Genomic DNA, 15,375 nt, shown 5'->3' with positions numbered 1-15,375 from the left:
CGTGCGGCGCAGTATCAGCAGATGGCGTTGGCCTTGTCAACCGGGTACGGCCAGGGCGTGTTCGCTATCGAGTTTGAAGTCTGCCGGCAATGCTACCAGCTCATCGGCCGGATGAACGCCCTTCATTGCCAGCCAGCGTGTATCGGCATCGCCGAGGTGGCGAGTCCAGTGGGTGAAGTTTTCCATGCTGCTGAACGCCCGGGAAATGATCCCGTTGAACGGCTGTGCAGGCTGGAAGGCTTCGACACGACTGTGGATAACTTGCAGGTTATCCAGTTTGAGTTCGAGTTTGACCTGAGTCAGAAAGCGGGTTTTTTTGCCGTTGCTGTCCAGACAGGTCACTTGCGAGTCCGGATACAGGATCGCCAACGGGATCCCCGGCATGCCTCCACCGCTACCGACGTCGAGCCAGCGACCGTTTTCGATGAACGACATCACGCTGAGACTATCGAGCAAGTGACGCGAAACCATTTCGTCCGGATCACGCACAGCGGTCAGGTTGTAGGCCTGGTTCCATTTGATCAACAGGGCCAGATAACCCAGCAATAATTCGTGCTGGGTTTCAGTGAGATGGACACCGAGCTCGCGGGCTCCTGTGGATAACTCTTCGGCGTGTTGCGAAGTGACCTTAGAACTCAAGCGCTTTGCTCCAACTGACGGCCCGCGCCGCGTTTTTTCAAATGAATCATCAACAGCGAAATCGCTGCCGGGGTCACACCCGGGATCCGCGAAGCCTGGCCCAGCGTCTCTGGACGAGTCGCGCCGAGCTTGCTCTGGATCTCCTTGGAGAGACCGGAGATGTTGGTGTAATCGATATCCACAGGCAATTTCGTGTCTTCACTGGCGCGCAGACGGGCGATTTCGTCCTGCTGACGGTCGATGTAACCGGCGTATTTGGTCTTGATTTCAACCTGCTCGGCGACCTGTGGATCTTCGGCGCCGTTGCCGGTCACTTCGACCAGACCAGCGTAGTCGATTTCCGGACGGCTCAAGAGGTTGAGCAAGTTGTATTCGTGAGTCAGCGGTGTGCCGAATTTCTCGGCAATCGCATCGCCCTGCTGCGTGTTCGGGCGAACCCAAGTGCTTTTCAGGCGCTGCTCTTCGAGTTCGATGCTTTCGCGTTTCTTGCAGAAGGCCGCCCAACGCGCGTCATCGACCAGACCGAGCTCGCGACCTTTTTCGGTCAGACGCAGGTCGGCGTTGTCCTCGCGCAGGATCAGGCGGTACTCGGCACGGGAAGTGAACATGCGGTACGGCTCTTGGGTGCCGAGAGTGATCAGGTCGTCGACCAATACACCGATGTACGCTTCATCGCGACGCGGGCACCAGGCTTCTTTGCCCTTGGCGCGCAGTGCGGCGTTAGCGCCAGCAAGCAAACCTTGCGCACCCGCTTCTTCGTAACCGGTGGTGCCGTTGATTTGCCCGGCAAAGAACAGACCGCCGATGACTTTGGTTTCGAGGCTGTACTTCAGGTCGCGCGGATCGAAGTAGTCGTACTCGATCGCATAACCCGGACGCACGATGTGCGCGTTTTCCATGCCGCGGATCGATTGCACGATCTGCAATTGCACGTCGAACGGCAAACTTGTGGAGATCCCGTTCGGATACAGCTCATGGGTAGTCAAACCTTCCGGTTCGATAAACACCTGATGGCTTTCCTTGTCGGCAAAGCGGTGGATCTTGTCTTCGATCGACGGGCAATAACGCGGGCCGATGCCTTCGATTTCACCGGCAGCGGAATACATCGGCGAACGGTCGAGGTTCGCCGCGATGATTTCGTGGGTGCGAGCGTTGGTATGGGTAATCCAGCAGCTGACCTGGCGTGGATGCTGTTCTTTGTTGCCCATGAACGACATCACCGGGATCGGCGTATCGCCGGGTTGCTCGGTCATCACCGAGAAATCCACAGACTTGCCGTCGATACGCGGGGGAGTGCCGGTTTTCAGGCGACCGACACGCAATGGCAGTTCACGCAAGCGGTGAGCCAGTGCAATCGACGGCGGATCACCGGCGCGACCGCCGGAAAAATTCTGCAACCCGATGTGGATAAGTCCGCCAAGGAACGTACCGGTGGTCAACACCACGGAATCAGCGAAGAAACGCAGACCCATTTGCGTGACAACACCACGGACTTGTTCCTGCTCGACGATCAGGTCGTCAGCAGCTTGTTGAAATATCCACAGGTTCGGCTGGTTTTCAAGGATTTCGCGGACAGCGGCTTTGTACAGAATCCGGTCGGCTTGTGCCCGGGTCGCCCGTACGGCTGGGCCTTTGCGGCTGTTCAACACGCGAAACTGGATGCCGCCCAAATCGGTAGCTGTGGCCATCGCGCCGCCGAGGGCATCGATTTCCTTGACCAGATGGCTCTTGCCAATACCACCAATGGCCGGGTTGCAACTCATGGCACCAAGGGTTTCCACGTTATGCGTCAGCAACAGGGTTTTTGCCCCCATACGTGCTGAGGCCAGTGCTGCCTCGGTACCGGCATGACCGCCGCCGATGACGATCACTTCAAAACGGGAAGGGAAATCCACCACGCACCTCGTGCCTGCTTAAGTAGGTAATTCAGGAATAGTTTGAGATCAGGTTTCTGGACCTGGTCGACAAGTATAGGGACTTCGCCCTTCCTAAAGAACCCTCTGCACAAAATTTAACCAGCTGTGGAGAACTCGAGGTTAAAAGAATAAAAAAGAGAGAAATTTATAAAACCTTTGTTTTTATGTTTATTTCTACTGAGGTGGATTTCTGTGGATAGATCTCTATAAGCCTTTATATTCAATATGTACAGAGATTCAAAACCCTGTGACCATGTGCCAATAAGGGCCTTGGATAACCGGTTTAAGCCTGTGGATGAAAGGGATGCTTATCCACAGGGAGGGTTATATCCAGTTTTCAGGCCCTGTTATCAACTGACCTTAGTGGCAGTTATTCACAGGGCTTAATCCACAAAAAACCGACCAAATTGCATTTCGGGGCGTGGAAAAAAGCGCCAGCGAGGGATCGCTGATGACGAGGAAGCCGCAAGAGGGAATTGAAAGGGCTATTGTGAGAGAACCTAACAGAGGCTAATAATAGCCATTATCATTAACTCGCCAGTTTCTCTCATGCCGCTACCCGCCCACACTGCTGCGATCGAGCAAATCTACGAGCAACACCATTCGTGGCTACATGGATGGCTCAAGGGCAAATTGCATGACGCCTGCGATGCAGCCGATGTGGCGCACGACACCTTTGTGCGCATTCTGGCGGCGCGTAATGCCGCACAGATTCGCGAGCCACGGGATTATCTGGCGACCATCGCGCGCGGCCTCGTCATTGATCGTTATCGCAGGCAGGCTATTGAAGCCGCTTATTTGCAGACCTTGGCAGCTCGACCGGAAGCCACGGCCATCAGCGAGGAAGACAAGGCGCTGATCATCGAAACCCTGGTCGCTGTGGATAAAGCCTTGACCGGTCTCGGCGCAAGAACTCAGCAAATATTCATGCTTTCGCAGATCGATGGCCTGACTTATCAACAGATCGCTATGCAGCTGAAGGTTTCACTGACCACCGTAAAGAAGCACATGATCCGCGCCCTGACGGAATGTGCCCTGATCATGGCGCAACGTTGATGGCCATCGCCCCCAATCGCCAGATCTTCGAAGCAGCCGCCAGTTGGTACGTGCAGTTTCAGGCAGATCCGCCAACGCTCGCCGAACAGAAGGCCTGGCAGCTGTGGATAGACAGTAATCCAGCGCATCTGGTGGCATGGAACCAGATGGAACAACTGCAGCGCCACCTCGGCACCCTGCCGCAAGATCTGAAACGGCGCGCCCTGAATACCGGACAGCAACGACGCCAGGTATTGAAGTTGTTGCTGCTCGCTGCGGGGACGGGGGTCGTTGGCTGGAATGTCCACCAGCACACACCTCTGGGGAATGTCTGGGCCGACTATAAAACAGGCGTTGGCCAGCGTCGCAACCTGACATTGGCCGATGGCAGTCAGATTCAGCTCAACACCGACACTGCCATTGACGTGTCTTTCGACCCGGCGCAGCGGCTGATTCGCCTGTGCTCCGGCGAGATCCTCATTCAAACCGGAAAGCTGGGTGATCAACGGCCCTTTTTCGTCGAAACCCGGGATGGCCGGATTCAAGCACTCGGCACTCGTTTCTCCGTTCACCAGCTATCGAGTTCTACCCGAGTTGGAGTGCTGGAAGACCGGGTCAGTGTTCAGCCCGGTGATACTTCAACAGCCGCAAAAATCTTGCAGGCAGGCGAAGGCGCTGATTTTGATCGTCAGCACATAGGGTTCATTCATCCCTTCAAATCCTCCGAAGTGGCGTGGATCAACGGCCAATTGATCGTCCTCGATGCACGCTTGGGCGATGTGATTGAAGAAATGGGCCGTTATCGCAGCGGGGTTTTGCATTGCGACGCGCGTGCCCGGGAGCTGCGGGTTTCCGGGACATTCCGCCTCAATTCAACCGACGCTGTCCTGGCCAATCTTCAGGCGTCACTGCCGATCAACGTGCGCTATTTCACCCGCTACTGGGTCTCGATCAGCCACAACGCTTGATCGAAATGTCACCTGGGCAAAATAAATCGACAACAAGGTTATCTTTTTTTGCCCTGACCCGGCCCTACAGGTAATCGCGATAAACGCGGCTCTTTGCCACCTTCAGGGCTTATCCACACATGCGTCTTCCCACGTTTCGTCAGCGTTTTTCCTACCACTGCATTGCTTACACCCTACTGATGACCAGTGCCGCTTCCTGCCTGGTGGTCAGCCATAACGCCGTTGCGGCATCGGCAGCCCAGCGTTATGCCATCGCCGCCGGTCCGCTGGACAATGCCTTGAGCCAGTTCGCCTCGGCCGCAAACGTGATCCTGTCATTCTCGCCGCAACAAACCAGCCGCTTGCGCAGTGCCGGGTTGAACGGCAATTTCACCGTCGACCAGGGATTCGCCCAACTGCTGCAAGGCTCGGGTTTGCAAGCCGTCCCCCAAGCGCCGGGCAGTTACATTCTGCAGGCGCTGCCGAACGGTGATTCGCTGGAGCTGGCTCCGACCAACATCAATGGTCAGTTGGCCAACCCGATGAATCTGGATTACGCCGCCGACGTCGGTTACAAGGCGCAGAACAGCCGAATCGGTACGAAAACCAGTACGCCTTTGTCGGAAACGCCGCGTTCAGTTTCAGTCGTCACCGCCCAGCGCATGAAAGATCAGAAATCTCAGACACTCACCGAGGTTTTGGGCTACGTGCCGGGGATCTTTGCCCCACCGTTCGCCGCCGGCGATAGCCTGGCCGGGGATCTGTTTTACATTCGCGGTTTCAACGCCACCGATTACGGCTACGGTCTGTTGCGCGATGGACTACGCGTACAGGGCAACCGCTATGACACCAGCACCGAGCCTTACGGATTGGAACGCGTTGAAATTTTCCGTGGCCCTTCTTCGTTGCTGTATGGGGAAAACGCACCCGGCGGTCTGGTCAACCTGGTGAGTAAGCGCCCAACGGCTGCGCCACAAGGCGAAGTGCAATTGGGATACGGCTCGAATAATCGACGGCAGATCGGCGTCGATGTGTCGGGGCCACTCAACGACAGCGGCAACATTCTCGGGCGCGTAGTGGTGCTTGGGCGCAAGTCCGACACCCAGACCGATCACGTCCCGGATGACCGCCTCTACATCGCCCCTTCGCTGACCCTGAATTTCGACGATTTCAATACGCTGACCCTGCTGGCCAACTACCAGAAGGACCACACCAACATGGAACTTGGCCTGCCGGCCGCCGGGACTTTGCTGACAAACCCCAATGGCAAGTTGTCCAAAGGCACCATGCTCGGTGACCCGGACTGGAACACCTTCGAACGGGAAACCTGGAGTACCGGTTACGAGTTCAACCACTCGTTCAACGACGATTGGCAGTTCCGCCAGAACTCGCGCTACATGCAGTCGCGCATTACCCGTCACGAAACCTGGCCGGGCAACCTCAACAACGCCGGTTTTGGCACGCGCCTGAACATGACCGCCTACGATCGCTTCAATAAGTCGATGGTCTATTCGCTGGATAATCAGCTGGAAGGCAAATTCCAGGTTGGCGGTCTGGAAAACACCGTGCTGTTCGGCGCCAGCTACGATCGCACCTCGTTCAATCAGGACTGGAATGTCGGCATCGTTGGGCCGATTGATGTGTATAACCCGGTTTACCTGCGCGATCCAACCACACCGATCGCGGCGCAAAACACCTTGCTTGAGCAACAGATGAAAGGCGTTTATGCACAGATCCAGAGCAAATATGACCACTGGCTGTTCCTGCTCGGTGGCCGTCAGGATTGGGTCGACAGTGATTTCCGCGACAAGGTGGCCCAATCCAGCGATATCAGTTCAGAGGACAAGAAGTTCACCTATCAGGGCGGGGTGATGTACCAGTTCGACAACGGCATGACGCCGTATGTCAGCTACTCCACCTCGTTCGTACCTGTGCAGCAGATTTCCAATGCCGGCGCGCCGCTCGACCCGATCACCAGTAGCCAATATGAAGTAGGCCTGAAGTACGAGCCGATTGGTTGGGACACCGCCTTCACTGCATCGGTGTATGACCTGCGTAAAAAAGACGACACCTACTTCGACGCCACCACGTCGAGCTATCGCCAAGTGGGTGAAAGCCGTTCCAAAGGTGTGGAACTGGAACTCAACAGCAACCTGACCCAGAACCTCAACGTCACTGCGGCTTACACCTACACCGACGCGCGAATCACCAAGGATGCCGCGACGTCATTGGTCAAAGGCCATCAAATGACCGGCGTGCCGCGTAATCAGGCTTCGGTCTGGGCGAAATACCGTTTCCTCGATGGCGATCTGAAAGGTTTGTATGTGGGTGGCGGTGTGCGTTACTTCGACAGTGCCTTCGCCTACACCTCGCCTTCTCTATACGGGAAGCTGGATGCCGGCGACGTCACCTTGGTCGATGCGGCGATCGGTTATCAGATCGATACGCACTGGAGCGTCGACCTGAACGCGAAGAACCTGTTCGACAAGGAATATGTGTCGGGATGCAACGATGCCGGCCGCTGCTACTGGGGTGAAGATCGCACCTTGCTCGGTACGGTTTCGTACAACTGGTAAAACGAAAAAGGGGCTGTGGATAAATTGTCCACAGCCCCTTTTTTCATTTGCCGATACAGAAACTGGAAAAGATCCGTCCCAACAGATCATCAGAGCTGAAAGCCCCGGTGATTTCACCCAGCGAATGCTGGGCCTGGCGCAAATCTTCGGCGAGCAACTCTCCAGCGCCAGCCAAGGTCAGCTGGGCGCGGCCGTGTTCCAACGCCGCACTGGCGTGGCGCAAGGCTTCCAGATGTCGGCGACGTGCGCTAAAGCTGCTTTCCGACGTCTGCTCGTAACCCATGCAGGCCTTGAGATGATCGCGCAGCAAGTCCAGACCTTCACCGGCCGACTTGGCGCTGAGACTGATCGTCACGTGCCCGTCTTCGCTGGTTTCCAGAACAATGGCTTCACCGGTCAGATCGGCCTTGTTGCGGATCAACGTGACTTTGGCCGGATCTGGTCGGGTTTCAAGGAATTCCGGCCACAACGCAAACGGATCCAGCGCTTCCGGAGCGGTCGCATCGACCACCAGCAACACTCGATCGGCTTCACCGATGGCCTTCAATGCTCGTTCTACACCGATCTTTTCCACATGGTCATCGGTATCACGCAGACCAGCAGTATCAACAACGTGCAGCGGCATGCCGTCGATGTGGATATGTTCACGCAGGATATCTCGCGTGGTGCCAGCAATCTCGGTAACGATCGCCGCTTCGCGACCGGCCAACGCATTCAGCAGGCTGGACTTGCCGGCATTCGGACGGCCGGCGATCACTACGGTCATGCCATCGCGCAACAACGCACCCTGTCCGGCTTCGCGCAGCACTGTGGATAATTCATCACGCACTTTGTCGAGCATGCTCAGGACATGACCGTCGGCGAGGAAGTCGATTTCTTCTTCCGGGAAGTCGATGGCGGCTTCGACGTAGATGCGCAGGCCGATCAGCTGTTCGGTCAAGTTATGCACACGTTGCGAGAACGCGCCCTGCAGAGAACGCAGCGCATTGCGTGCAGCCTGTGCAGAACTGGCTTCGATCAAATCGGCAATTGCCTCGGCCTGAGCCAGGTCGAGTTTGTCATTAAGGAAGGCGCGTTCGCTGAATTCGCCCGGACGGGCCAGACGGCAGCCGAGTTCCAGACAGCGCTTGAGCAACATGTCGAGCACGATCGGGCCACCGTGACCCTGCAATTCGAGCACGTCTTCGCCGGTGAACGAGTTTGGCCCCGGGAAATACAGCGCCAGACCTTCATCGAGGACTTGCTGGTCATCGCTGAAAAACGCGCCGTAATGGGCGTAACGCGGTTTCAGTTCGCGGCCGCTGATGGCTTTCGCCGCAACACTGGCCAATGGCCCGGAAATACGGACGATGCCCACACCACCGCGGCCTTGAGCGGTGGCGACAGCGGCGATGGTTTCACGAGGTACGCTCATTAACCGGAATCCAGACAAAAATGACAGATAGCAAAACGCCCCACTAGGGGGCGTTTTGAGTGGTTATCCACAGTGTAAATCAAGCGGCTGCTTTGGTAGCCCGTTCGATCTTACGTGTGATGTACCACTGTTGGGTGATGGACAGGCAGTTGTTCACAACCCAGTACAGCACCAGACCAGCCGGGAACCACAGGAAGAAGAAAGTGAAGATGATTGGCATCATTTTCATGACCTTCGCCTGCATCGGATCCGGTGGAGTCGGGTTCAGCTGCTGCTGGATAAACATGGTTGCGCCCATGATGATCGGCAGAATGAAGAACGGATCCTTGATCGACAGGTCAGTGATCCACAGCATGAACGGCGCCTGGCGCATTTCCACGCTTTCCAGCAGAACCCAGTACAGCGAAAGGAAAACCGGCATCTGCACGAGGATCGGCAAGCAGCCGCCCAGCGGGTTGATCTTCTCTTTCTTGTACAGCTCCATCATGGCTTGCGACATTTTCTGCCGGTCATCGCCATGTTGCTCTTTCAGAGCAGCCAGTTTCGGCGCAACGGCACGCATGCGCGCCATCGATTTGTAGCTGGCAGCCGACAGAGGGAAGAAAAGCCCCTTGATCAGCATGGTCAGGAAGATGATCGACCAGCCCCAGTTACCCACGATCGCGTGGATGTGTTGCAGCAACCAGAAGATTGGCTGGGCAATGAACCACAAGATGCCGTAGTCGACGGTCAGTTCCAGACCTGGGGACAATTCTTTCAGCACAGCCTGGCTTTTCGGACCGGCGTACAACACAGCGCTGGTTTCAACTTTGGCACCCGGTGCAGCGGTCAGTGTCGGACCGGTGTAACCGATGATGTAGTTGCCTTTGCTGTCTTTACGAGTCTGGACGACGTTGTTTTCGCCCTTCGCCGGAATCCACGCGGTCACGAAGTAGTGTTGCAGCCAGGCTACCCAACCACCGGTGACGGTTTCTTTCAGCTGCGCCTTGTCCATGTCCTTCATGGACACTTTCTTGTACGGCTCCGAACTTGTCCACAGGGCAGCGCCCAGGTAAGTCGCGGTGCCGGTCGCCGTTGTCGACGAAGGATCAGCGCTGTTATCACGCTTCAACTGAGCAAACATTGCGCCGTTCCAGGGCTGAGCGCTCTGGTTATCCACAATGTAGGAAACGGCTACGTCATACAGGCCGCGTTTCAGGGTGAAACGCTTGATGTAATTGACGCCGTCCTTGCTGAACTTCAGATCTACGACCAGTTGGTCCTGACCGTCAGCCAGTTGATAAGTCTTCTTCTCCGCGGAGTAGATCGGACGACCGGCCGGATTTGCGTCTGGGCCATTGGTGCCGATCAGACCGCTTTGGGCCAGATAAACACGTTCGCCGCCGTTATCGAACAGCTGGAACGGAACATCAGGACGATCCTGACGACGTGGATACAGAGGCAAGGTCAGTTGAGCAACATCACCACCTTGTGGATCGATCGCGAGATCGAGCACGTCGGTTTTGATCTGGATCAGATCCTTGCTGGCGGCTACCGGCGTTTCGGCAGGTGCGCTGGTATCGCTAGCGGCGCGCGGAATATCGTCACTGGCGGCAGCATTATTGCCAGTGGCGGTGTCCGGCAAACCGGATGTAGTCGTACTGGAAGCAACATTCTGAGTCGGCAGGGCAGCCTGACCGTAGTCCTGGTTCCATTTAAGAACCATAACGTAGGCCACGATTGCCAGGGCGACGATCAGGATCGTGCGTTTGATATCCATGATTACTCGGCCATCGAAGAAGAACGGGAGGTAGGGATAGGTGGAACCGGGTCATAACCACCGGGATTCCACGGATGACAGCGACCTTACGACGAAAGGTCAGCCAGCCACCGCGCAGAAGGCCATGATTTTCGATGGCTTCATACGCGTAGCAGGAACAACTGGGGTAGAAACGACAGTGGCTGGCCATCAAAGGACTAATGGCATAGCGATAAAACTGGATCGGAACGAGGGCCAGTTTACGCATCGGTACTGTCTACCCCTACAGTTTCGGTTTTGACTTCTGGAACTGGCTTGCTGCGTGCCAGACGCTTCCAGAGCTTGCCGAAATGCTGAATCAATTCGGGGTTTTCTACATCGCCCAGACCTTTGCGCGCGACGATAACGATGTCCCAGCCGACCAGTGAATCCTGGTGCAGACGGAACGATTCGCGCATCAAACGTTTGAGGCGATTGCGCTCAACGGAGAGCTTTACGCTCTTTTTCCCGATAACCAGCCCGAGACGGGGGTGATCAAGATCGTTGTTGCGTGCAAGGAGCAGGAGATTTTTCCCCGGAACCTTGCCGGTAGGGGAGTCAAAGACTGCCTTGAAATGCCGGGGGGTAAGCAAACGCTTTTCCCGACTGAAGTCCTGACTCACCTCCAGTACCGGATTATCAAACTGCCAGACGCGCACGACCTTTGGCGCGGCGACGCGACAGGACAGCACGGCCGTTCTTGGTAGCCATGCGAGCACGGAAGCCGTGGGTACGGGCGCGTTTGATAGTGCTTGGTTGGAAAGTACGTTTCATGTCGTGTTACCTGGTTCGTCCACAACGGGCCGGAATGGCCCCCGTTTTAAGAGACCGGGGATTCTAGAGAAAGCAAGCCTTCAGGTCAATTTCCAACCAACGTTTCCTTATAAATAGATCTCGAGGTGTTCTTTGCCTGATCACCTGCTCGCCATACATAAAAATAAAGAAGGGAATTATTTAAAGCTTTTCTGTAAAGCTTATAAAAGCTAGGCATGCCTTCTCCTGTGGATAAGTTGCATTAGCCCTTGTGTGACGTGATGTACAGAGAATGACAACTACAGTGGAAAACCGTGTTCAGCCTGTGCTGCGCTATCGGATAACCTGTGTGTGGAATGGGCTGTTATCCACAGGCAGGTTATCCACCGAGTTCAACCCCCAGTTGTCCAGTGCCCTTAGAGGCGGTTATCCACAGAGCTTATTCACACACCGTTGGTCGCTTTTTCATCGGTTAACACATTGATAAATCATGTTCACCGGGCAACCTGCATGTGGATAAGTGGACCGCTCGCCGCTACAATGGCCGCTTGTTTTTGCCTCACCGGCTTTCAACTTAGGGGATATCCGTGTCAGTGGAACTTTGGCAGCAGTGCGTGGAGCTTTTGCGCGAGGAGCTGCCTGCCCAACAATTCAACACCTGGATCCGTCCACTACAGGTCGAAGCCGAAGGCGACGAGTTGCGCGTCTACGCACCGAACCGTTTTGTGCTGGACTGGGTCAACGAAAAGTACCTGGGCCGCGTCCTTGAACTGCTTGATGAGCACGGCAACGGCATGGCGCCTGCGCTTTCCTTATTAATAGGCAGCAAACGCAGTTCCGCTCCGCGTGCCGCACCGAACGCGCCGCTTGCAGCCGCACAGGTTTCCCAGCAGGCCCAGGCAAATGCCACGCCTGTGAGTACCCCGGCACCCACGCAGACGCCAGCGCCGGCAGCCAAGCGTTCGACGCAGAAAAGCCCTGAAGTCAGCGATGAACCGTCTCGCGACAGTTTCGACCCGATGTCCGGTGCCGCTTCGCAGCAAGCCCCGGTCCGCGCCGAACAGCGCACCGTGCAGGTCGAAGGCGCGCTCAAGCACACCAGTTACCTGAACCGCACCTTCACTTTCGAAAACTTCGTCGAAGGTAAATCCAACCAGCTCGCACGCGCGGCGGCCTGGCAAGTGGCGGACAACCCCAAGCACGGCTATAACCCACTGTTCCTATATGGTGGCGTTGGTCTGGGTAAGACTCACTTGATGCACGCGGTGGGTAACCACCTGTTAAAGAAGAACCCGAATGCCAAGGTCGTGTATCTGCATTCCGAGCGTTTCGTGGCCGATATGGTCAAGGCACTGCAGCTGAACGCGATCAATGAGTTCAAGCGCTTCTACCGTTCGGTGGATGCGTTGCTGATCGACGACATTCAGTTCTTTGCTCGCAAGGAGCGCTCGCAGGAAGAGTTTTTCCACACCTTCAACGCCCTGCTTGAAGGTGGCCAGCAGGTCATTCTCACCAGTGACCGCTACCCGAAAGAAATCGAAGGTCTGGAAGAGCGCCTCAAATCCCGCTTCGGCTGGGGTCTGACGGTTGCCGTCGAGCCGCCGGAACTGGAAACGCGCGTCGCGATCTTGATGAAGAAGGCCGATCAGGCCAAAGTCGATTTGCCGCACGACGCCGCGTTCTTCATTGCCCAACGCATTCGCTCCAACGTCCGTGAGCTGGAAGGCGCGCTGAAACGCGTGATCGCCCACTCGCACTTCATGGGTCGCGACATCACCATCGAGTTGATTCGCGAATCCCTGAAAGATCTGTTGGCGTTGCAGGACAAACTGGTCTCTGTGGATAACATTCAGCGCACCGTCGCCGAGTACTACAAGATCAAGATCTCGGACTTGCTGTCCAAGCGTCGTTCGCGCTCGGTAGCGCGTCCGCGTCAGGTAGCCATGGCGTTGTCCAAGGAATTGACCAACCACAGCCTGCCGGAAATCGGCGATGTGTTCGGCGGCCGTGACCACACCACCGTGTTGCACGCCTGCCGCAAGATCAACGAACTTAAGGAATCCGACGCGGACATCCGCGAGGACTACAAGAACCTGCTGCGTACACTGACCACTTGATGAACACCAGCGCAGCTTATTAAGGCAAGGGACTAGACCATGCATTTCACCATTCAACGCGAAGCCCTGTTGAAACCCCTGCAACTGGTCGCAGGCGTCGTCGAGCGTCGACAGACCTTGCCGGTACTGTCCAACGTGCTGTTGGTAGTCGAAGGCCAGCAACTGTCGCTGACCGGTACCGATCTTGAGGTCGAACTGGTCGGTCGTGTGCAACTCGAAGAGCCAGCTGAAACAGGTTCCATCACCGTGCCTGCGCGCAAGCTGATGGATATCTGCAAAAGCTTGCCCAACGATGCGCTGATCGACATCAAGGTCGACGAGCAGAAGCTGGTCGTGAAGGCTGGCCGTAGCCGTTTCACTCTGTCGACTTTGCCAGCCAACGATTTCCCGACCGTTGAAGAAGGTCCGGGTTCGCTGACCTGCAGCCTCGAGCAAAGCAAACTGCGTCGCCTGATCGAGCGCACCAGCTTCGCCATGGCTCAGCAGGACGTGCGTTACTACCTCAACGGTATGCTGCTGGAAGTGTCCGAAGGCATCATCCGCGCCGTGGCCACCGACGGTCACCGTCTGGCCATGTGCTCGATGAAAGCCGATATCGGCCAGCCGGATCGCCACCAAGTGATCGTGCCGCGCAAAGGTATCCTTGAACTGGCGCGTCTGCTCACCGAGCCGGACGGCAACGTCAGCATCGTATTGGGCCAGCACCACATCCGCGCCACCACTGGTGAATTCACTTTCACCTCGAAACTGGTCGACGGTAAATTCCCGGACTACGAGCGCGTTCTGCCGAAGGGCGGCGACAAGCTGGTACTGGGCGATCGCCAGGCGCTGCGCGAAGCGTTCAGCCGTACCGCGATTCTGTCCAACGAGAAGTACCGTGGTATCCGTCTGCAACTGGCCAGCGGCCAGTTGAAGATCCAGGCCAACAACCCGGAGCAAGAAGAAGCGGAAGAAGAAGTGGGCGTTGAATACAACGGCGGCTCTCTGGAAATCGGCTTCAACGTGAGCTATTTGCTCGACGTGCTGGGCGTGATGACCACCGAGCAGGTTCGCCTGATCCTGTCCGACTCCAACAGCAGTGCGCTGGTGCAAGAGTCCGACAACGACGATTCGGCTTACGTTGTCATGCCGATGCGTCTGTAATCAGCTGATCCTGGATGTCCTTAAGTCGTGTTTCGGTCACCGCGGTGCGCAATCTGCACCCGGTGACCTTCTCCCCCTCCCCCCGCATCAATATTCTTTACGGCGCCAACGGCAGCGGCAAAACCAGTGTTCTGGAAGCCATTCATCTGCTGGGGCTTGCCCGTTCGTTTCGTAGCACGCGTCTGTTACCGGTTATCCAGTATGAGCAACTCGCCTGTACGGTGTTCGGTCAGGTCGAACTGGCCGAGGGTGGCCACAGCGCGTTGGGGATATCGCGCGATCGTCAGGGCGAGTTCCAGATCCGCATCGACGGGCAGAACGCCCGCAGCGCCGCGCAACTGGCGGAGATCCTGCCGCTGCAGTTGATCAACCCCGACAGCTTCCGCTTGCTCGAAGGTGCACCGAAGATCCGCCGGCAGTTTCTCGACTGGGGTGTGTTCCACGTCGAACCGCGTTTCATGGCGACCTGGCAGCGTTTGCAGAAGGCCTTGCGCCAGAGAAACTCCTGGCTGCGGCATGGTACACTTGACGCCGTTTCGCAAGCGGTTTGGGACAGAGAACTGTGCCAGGCCAGCGCTGAAATCGATGAATACCGCCGCGCTTACATCAAAGCCTTGAAACCAGTCTTTGAACAAACCTTGAGCGAACTGGTTGAGCTCGAAGGTTTGACGCTCAGCTATTACCGAGGCTGGGACAAAGACCGGGAATTGAGCGCCGTACTGGCCGGTTCCGTGCAACGGGATCAGCAAATGGGTCATACCCAGGCCGGACCGCAACGAGCTGATTTGCGTCTTAGATTGGGCGCGCACAACGCCGCGGACATTTTGTCCCGGGGTCAGCAGAAGTTAGTGGTCTGTGCACTGCGGATTGCCCAGGGGCACCTGGTTAGCCAGGCCCGCCGCGGTCAGTGTATTTATCTGGTCGATGACTTGCCGTCCGAACTGGACGAGAGCCACCGTCGCGCGCTGTGCCGTTTGCTGGAAGACTTACGCTGCCAGGTGTTCATCACCTGTGTAGATCACGAATTATTGAGGGAAGGCTGGCAGACGGCATCACCC

12 protein-coding genes and 1 pseudogene are annotated in these 15,375 nt (G+C 56.6%); 6 read left to right on the top strand and 7 right to left on the bottom strand.

Going from position 1 to position 15,375, the window contains the following annotated elements; all coding sequences use genetic code 11:
- Nucleotides 1-36 precede the first annotated feature (36 nt).
- On the bottom strand, nucleotides 37-639 hold the full coding sequence (gene rsmG, locus ACIF4X_RS27980; RefSeq protein ID WP_397484545.1) for a 16S rRNA (guanine(527)-N(7))-methyltransferase RsmG: 603 nt from the start codon (nucleotides 637-639) through the stop codon (nucleotides 37-39).
- Nucleotides 636-2,534 carry a tRNA uridine-5-carboxymethylaminomethyl(34) synthesis enzyme MnmG gene (mnmG, locus tag ACIF4X_RS27975; protein WP_016984066.1) on the bottom strand — a complete coding sequence of 633 codons (1,899 nt, stop codon included), beginning with the start codon at nucleotides 2,532-2,534 and terminating at the stop codon, nucleotides 636-638. The genes rsmG and mnmG overlap by 4 nt, the downstream gene beginning before the upstream one ends.
- Nucleotides 2,535-3,104: 570 nt before the next feature.
- On the opposite strand from mnmG, the gene ACIF4X_RS27970 reads away from it, so the two are divergent.
- The 3 genes from ACIF4X_RS27970 to ACIF4X_RS27960 all read left to right on the top strand — a co-directional run bounded on the left by ACIF4X_RS27970 (nucleotide 3,105) and on the right by ACIF4X_RS27960 (nucleotide 7,113).
- Nucleotides 3,105-3,611, top strand: coding sequence for a sigma-70 family RNA polymerase sigma factor (locus tag ACIF4X_RS27970; RefSeq protein WP_397484544.1), 507 nt, complete (start codon nucleotides 3,105-3,107; stop codon nucleotides 3,609-3,611).
- A complete protein-coding gene (locus ACIF4X_RS27965) occupies nucleotides 3,611-4,558 on the top strand; it encodes a FecR domain-containing protein (RefSeq protein ID WP_397484543.1) in 948 nt (315 codons plus the stop codon). Before ACIF4X_RS27970 ends, ACIF4X_RS27965 begins: the two co-directional genes overlap by 1 nt.
- Nucleotides 4,559-4,677: 119 nt before the next feature.
- The gene (locus ACIF4X_RS27960; protein ID WP_397484542.1) at nucleotides 4,678-7,113 is read left to right on the top strand and encodes a TonB-dependent siderophore receptor; all 2,436 of its coding nucleotides are present in this window, start codon (nucleotides 4,678-4,680) and stop codon (nucleotides 7,111-7,113) included.
- 43 nt (nucleotides 7,114-7,156) lie between these two features.
- Here ACIF4X_RS27960 and mnmE read toward each other — a convergent pair whose 3' ends face one another.
- The 5 genes and pseudogenes from mnmE to rpmH form a co-directional block, all read right to left on the bottom strand.
- Nucleotides 7,157-8,527 carry a tRNA uridine-5-carboxymethylaminomethyl(34) synthesis GTPase MnmE gene (gene mnmE, locus ACIF4X_RS27955; protein WP_397484541.1) on the bottom strand — a complete coding sequence of 457 codons (1,371 nt, stop codon included), beginning with the start codon at nucleotides 8,525-8,527 and terminating at the stop codon, nucleotides 7,157-7,159.
- 79 nt (nucleotides 8,528-8,606) lie between these two features.
- On the bottom strand, nucleotides 8,607-10,286 hold the full coding sequence (yidC, locus tag ACIF4X_RS27950; RefSeq protein WP_397484540.1) for a membrane protein insertase YidC: 1,680 nt from the start codon (nucleotides 10,284-10,286) through the stop codon (nucleotides 8,607-8,609).
- Nucleotides 10,287-10,288: 2 nt separating this feature from the next.
- Nucleotides 10,289-10,533: pseudogene (gene yidD / locus ACIF4X_RS27945) on the bottom strand (membrane protein insertion efficiency factor YidD).
- Nucleotides 10,526-10,927, bottom strand: coding sequence for a ribonuclease P protein component (gene rnpA, locus ACIF4X_RS27940; RefSeq protein ID WP_016984072.1), 402 nt, complete (start codon nucleotides 10,925-10,927; stop codon nucleotides 10,526-10,528). Before rnpA ends, yidD begins: the two are co-directional and overlap by 8 nt.
- A 16-nt stretch (nucleotides 10,928-10,943) precedes the next feature.
- Nucleotides 10,944-11,078 carry a 50S ribosomal protein L34 gene (gene rpmH / locus ACIF4X_RS27935; protein ID WP_003213577.1) on the bottom strand — a complete coding sequence of 45 codons (135 nt, stop codon included), beginning with the start codon at nucleotides 11,076-11,078 and terminating at the stop codon, nucleotides 10,944-10,946.
- A gap of 566 nt (nucleotides 11,079-11,644) precedes the next feature.
- Here rpmH and dnaA point away from each other — a divergent pair.
- The 3 genes from dnaA to recF all read left to right on the top strand — a co-directional run.
- The gene (dnaA, locus tag ACIF4X_RS27930; RefSeq protein ID WP_038359566.1) at nucleotides 11,645-13,174 is read left to right on the top strand and encodes a chromosomal replication initiator protein DnaA; all 1,530 of its coding nucleotides are present in this window, start codon (nucleotides 11,645-11,647) and stop codon (nucleotides 13,172-13,174) included.
- Nucleotides 13,175-13,213: 39 nt separating this feature from the next.
- The gene (gene dnaN / locus ACIF4X_RS27925; protein WP_007911887.1) at nucleotides 13,214-14,317 is read left to right on the top strand and encodes a DNA polymerase III subunit beta; all 1,104 of its coding nucleotides are present in this window, start codon (nucleotides 13,214-13,216) and stop codon (nucleotides 14,315-14,317) included.
- A 14-nt stretch (nucleotides 14,318-14,331) separates the two neighbouring features.
- On the top strand, nucleotides 14,332-15,375 hold a 1,044-nt coding region (gene recF, locus ACIF4X_RS27920; protein WP_397484539.1), incomplete at its 3' end, for a DNA replication/repair protein RecF.

It is taken from the genome of Pseudomonas sp. NPDC085632 (assembly GCF_044541255.1).
In the GTDB taxonomy this organism is placed as follows: Bacteria; Pseudomonadota; Gammaproteobacteria; order Pseudomonadales; family Pseudomonadaceae; genus Aquipseudomonas.
This window is presented reverse-complemented; position numbering and strand designations above follow the sequence as displayed.

Coding starts and splice junctions, on each gene's coding strand:
- ACIF4X_RS27970 (WP_397484544.1), top strand. CDS start 3,105: ATGCCGCTACCCGCCCACACTGCTGCGATCGAGCAAATCTACGAGCAA.
- ACIF4X_RS27965 (WP_397484543.1), top strand. CDS start 3,611: ATGGCCATCGCCCCCAATCGCCAGATCTTCGAAGCAGCCGCCAGTTGG.
- ACIF4X_RS27960 (WP_397484542.1), top strand. CDS start 4,678: ATGCGTCTTCCCACGTTTCGTCAGCGTTTTTCCTACCACTGCATTGCT.
- mnmE (WP_397484541.1), bottom strand. CDS start 8,527: ATGAGCGTACCTCGTGAAACCATCGCCGCTGTCGCCACCGCTCAAGGC.
- yidC (WP_397484540.1), bottom strand. CDS start 10,286: ATGGATATCAAACGCACGATCCTGATCGTCGCCCTGGCAATCGTGGCC.
- rpmH (WP_003213577.1), bottom strand. CDS start 11,078: ATGAAACGTACTTTCCAACCAAGCACTATCAAACGCGCCCGTACCCAC.
- dnaN (WP_007911887.1), top strand. CDS start 13,214: ATGCATTTCACCATTCAACGCGAAGCCCTGTTGAAACCCCTGCAACTG.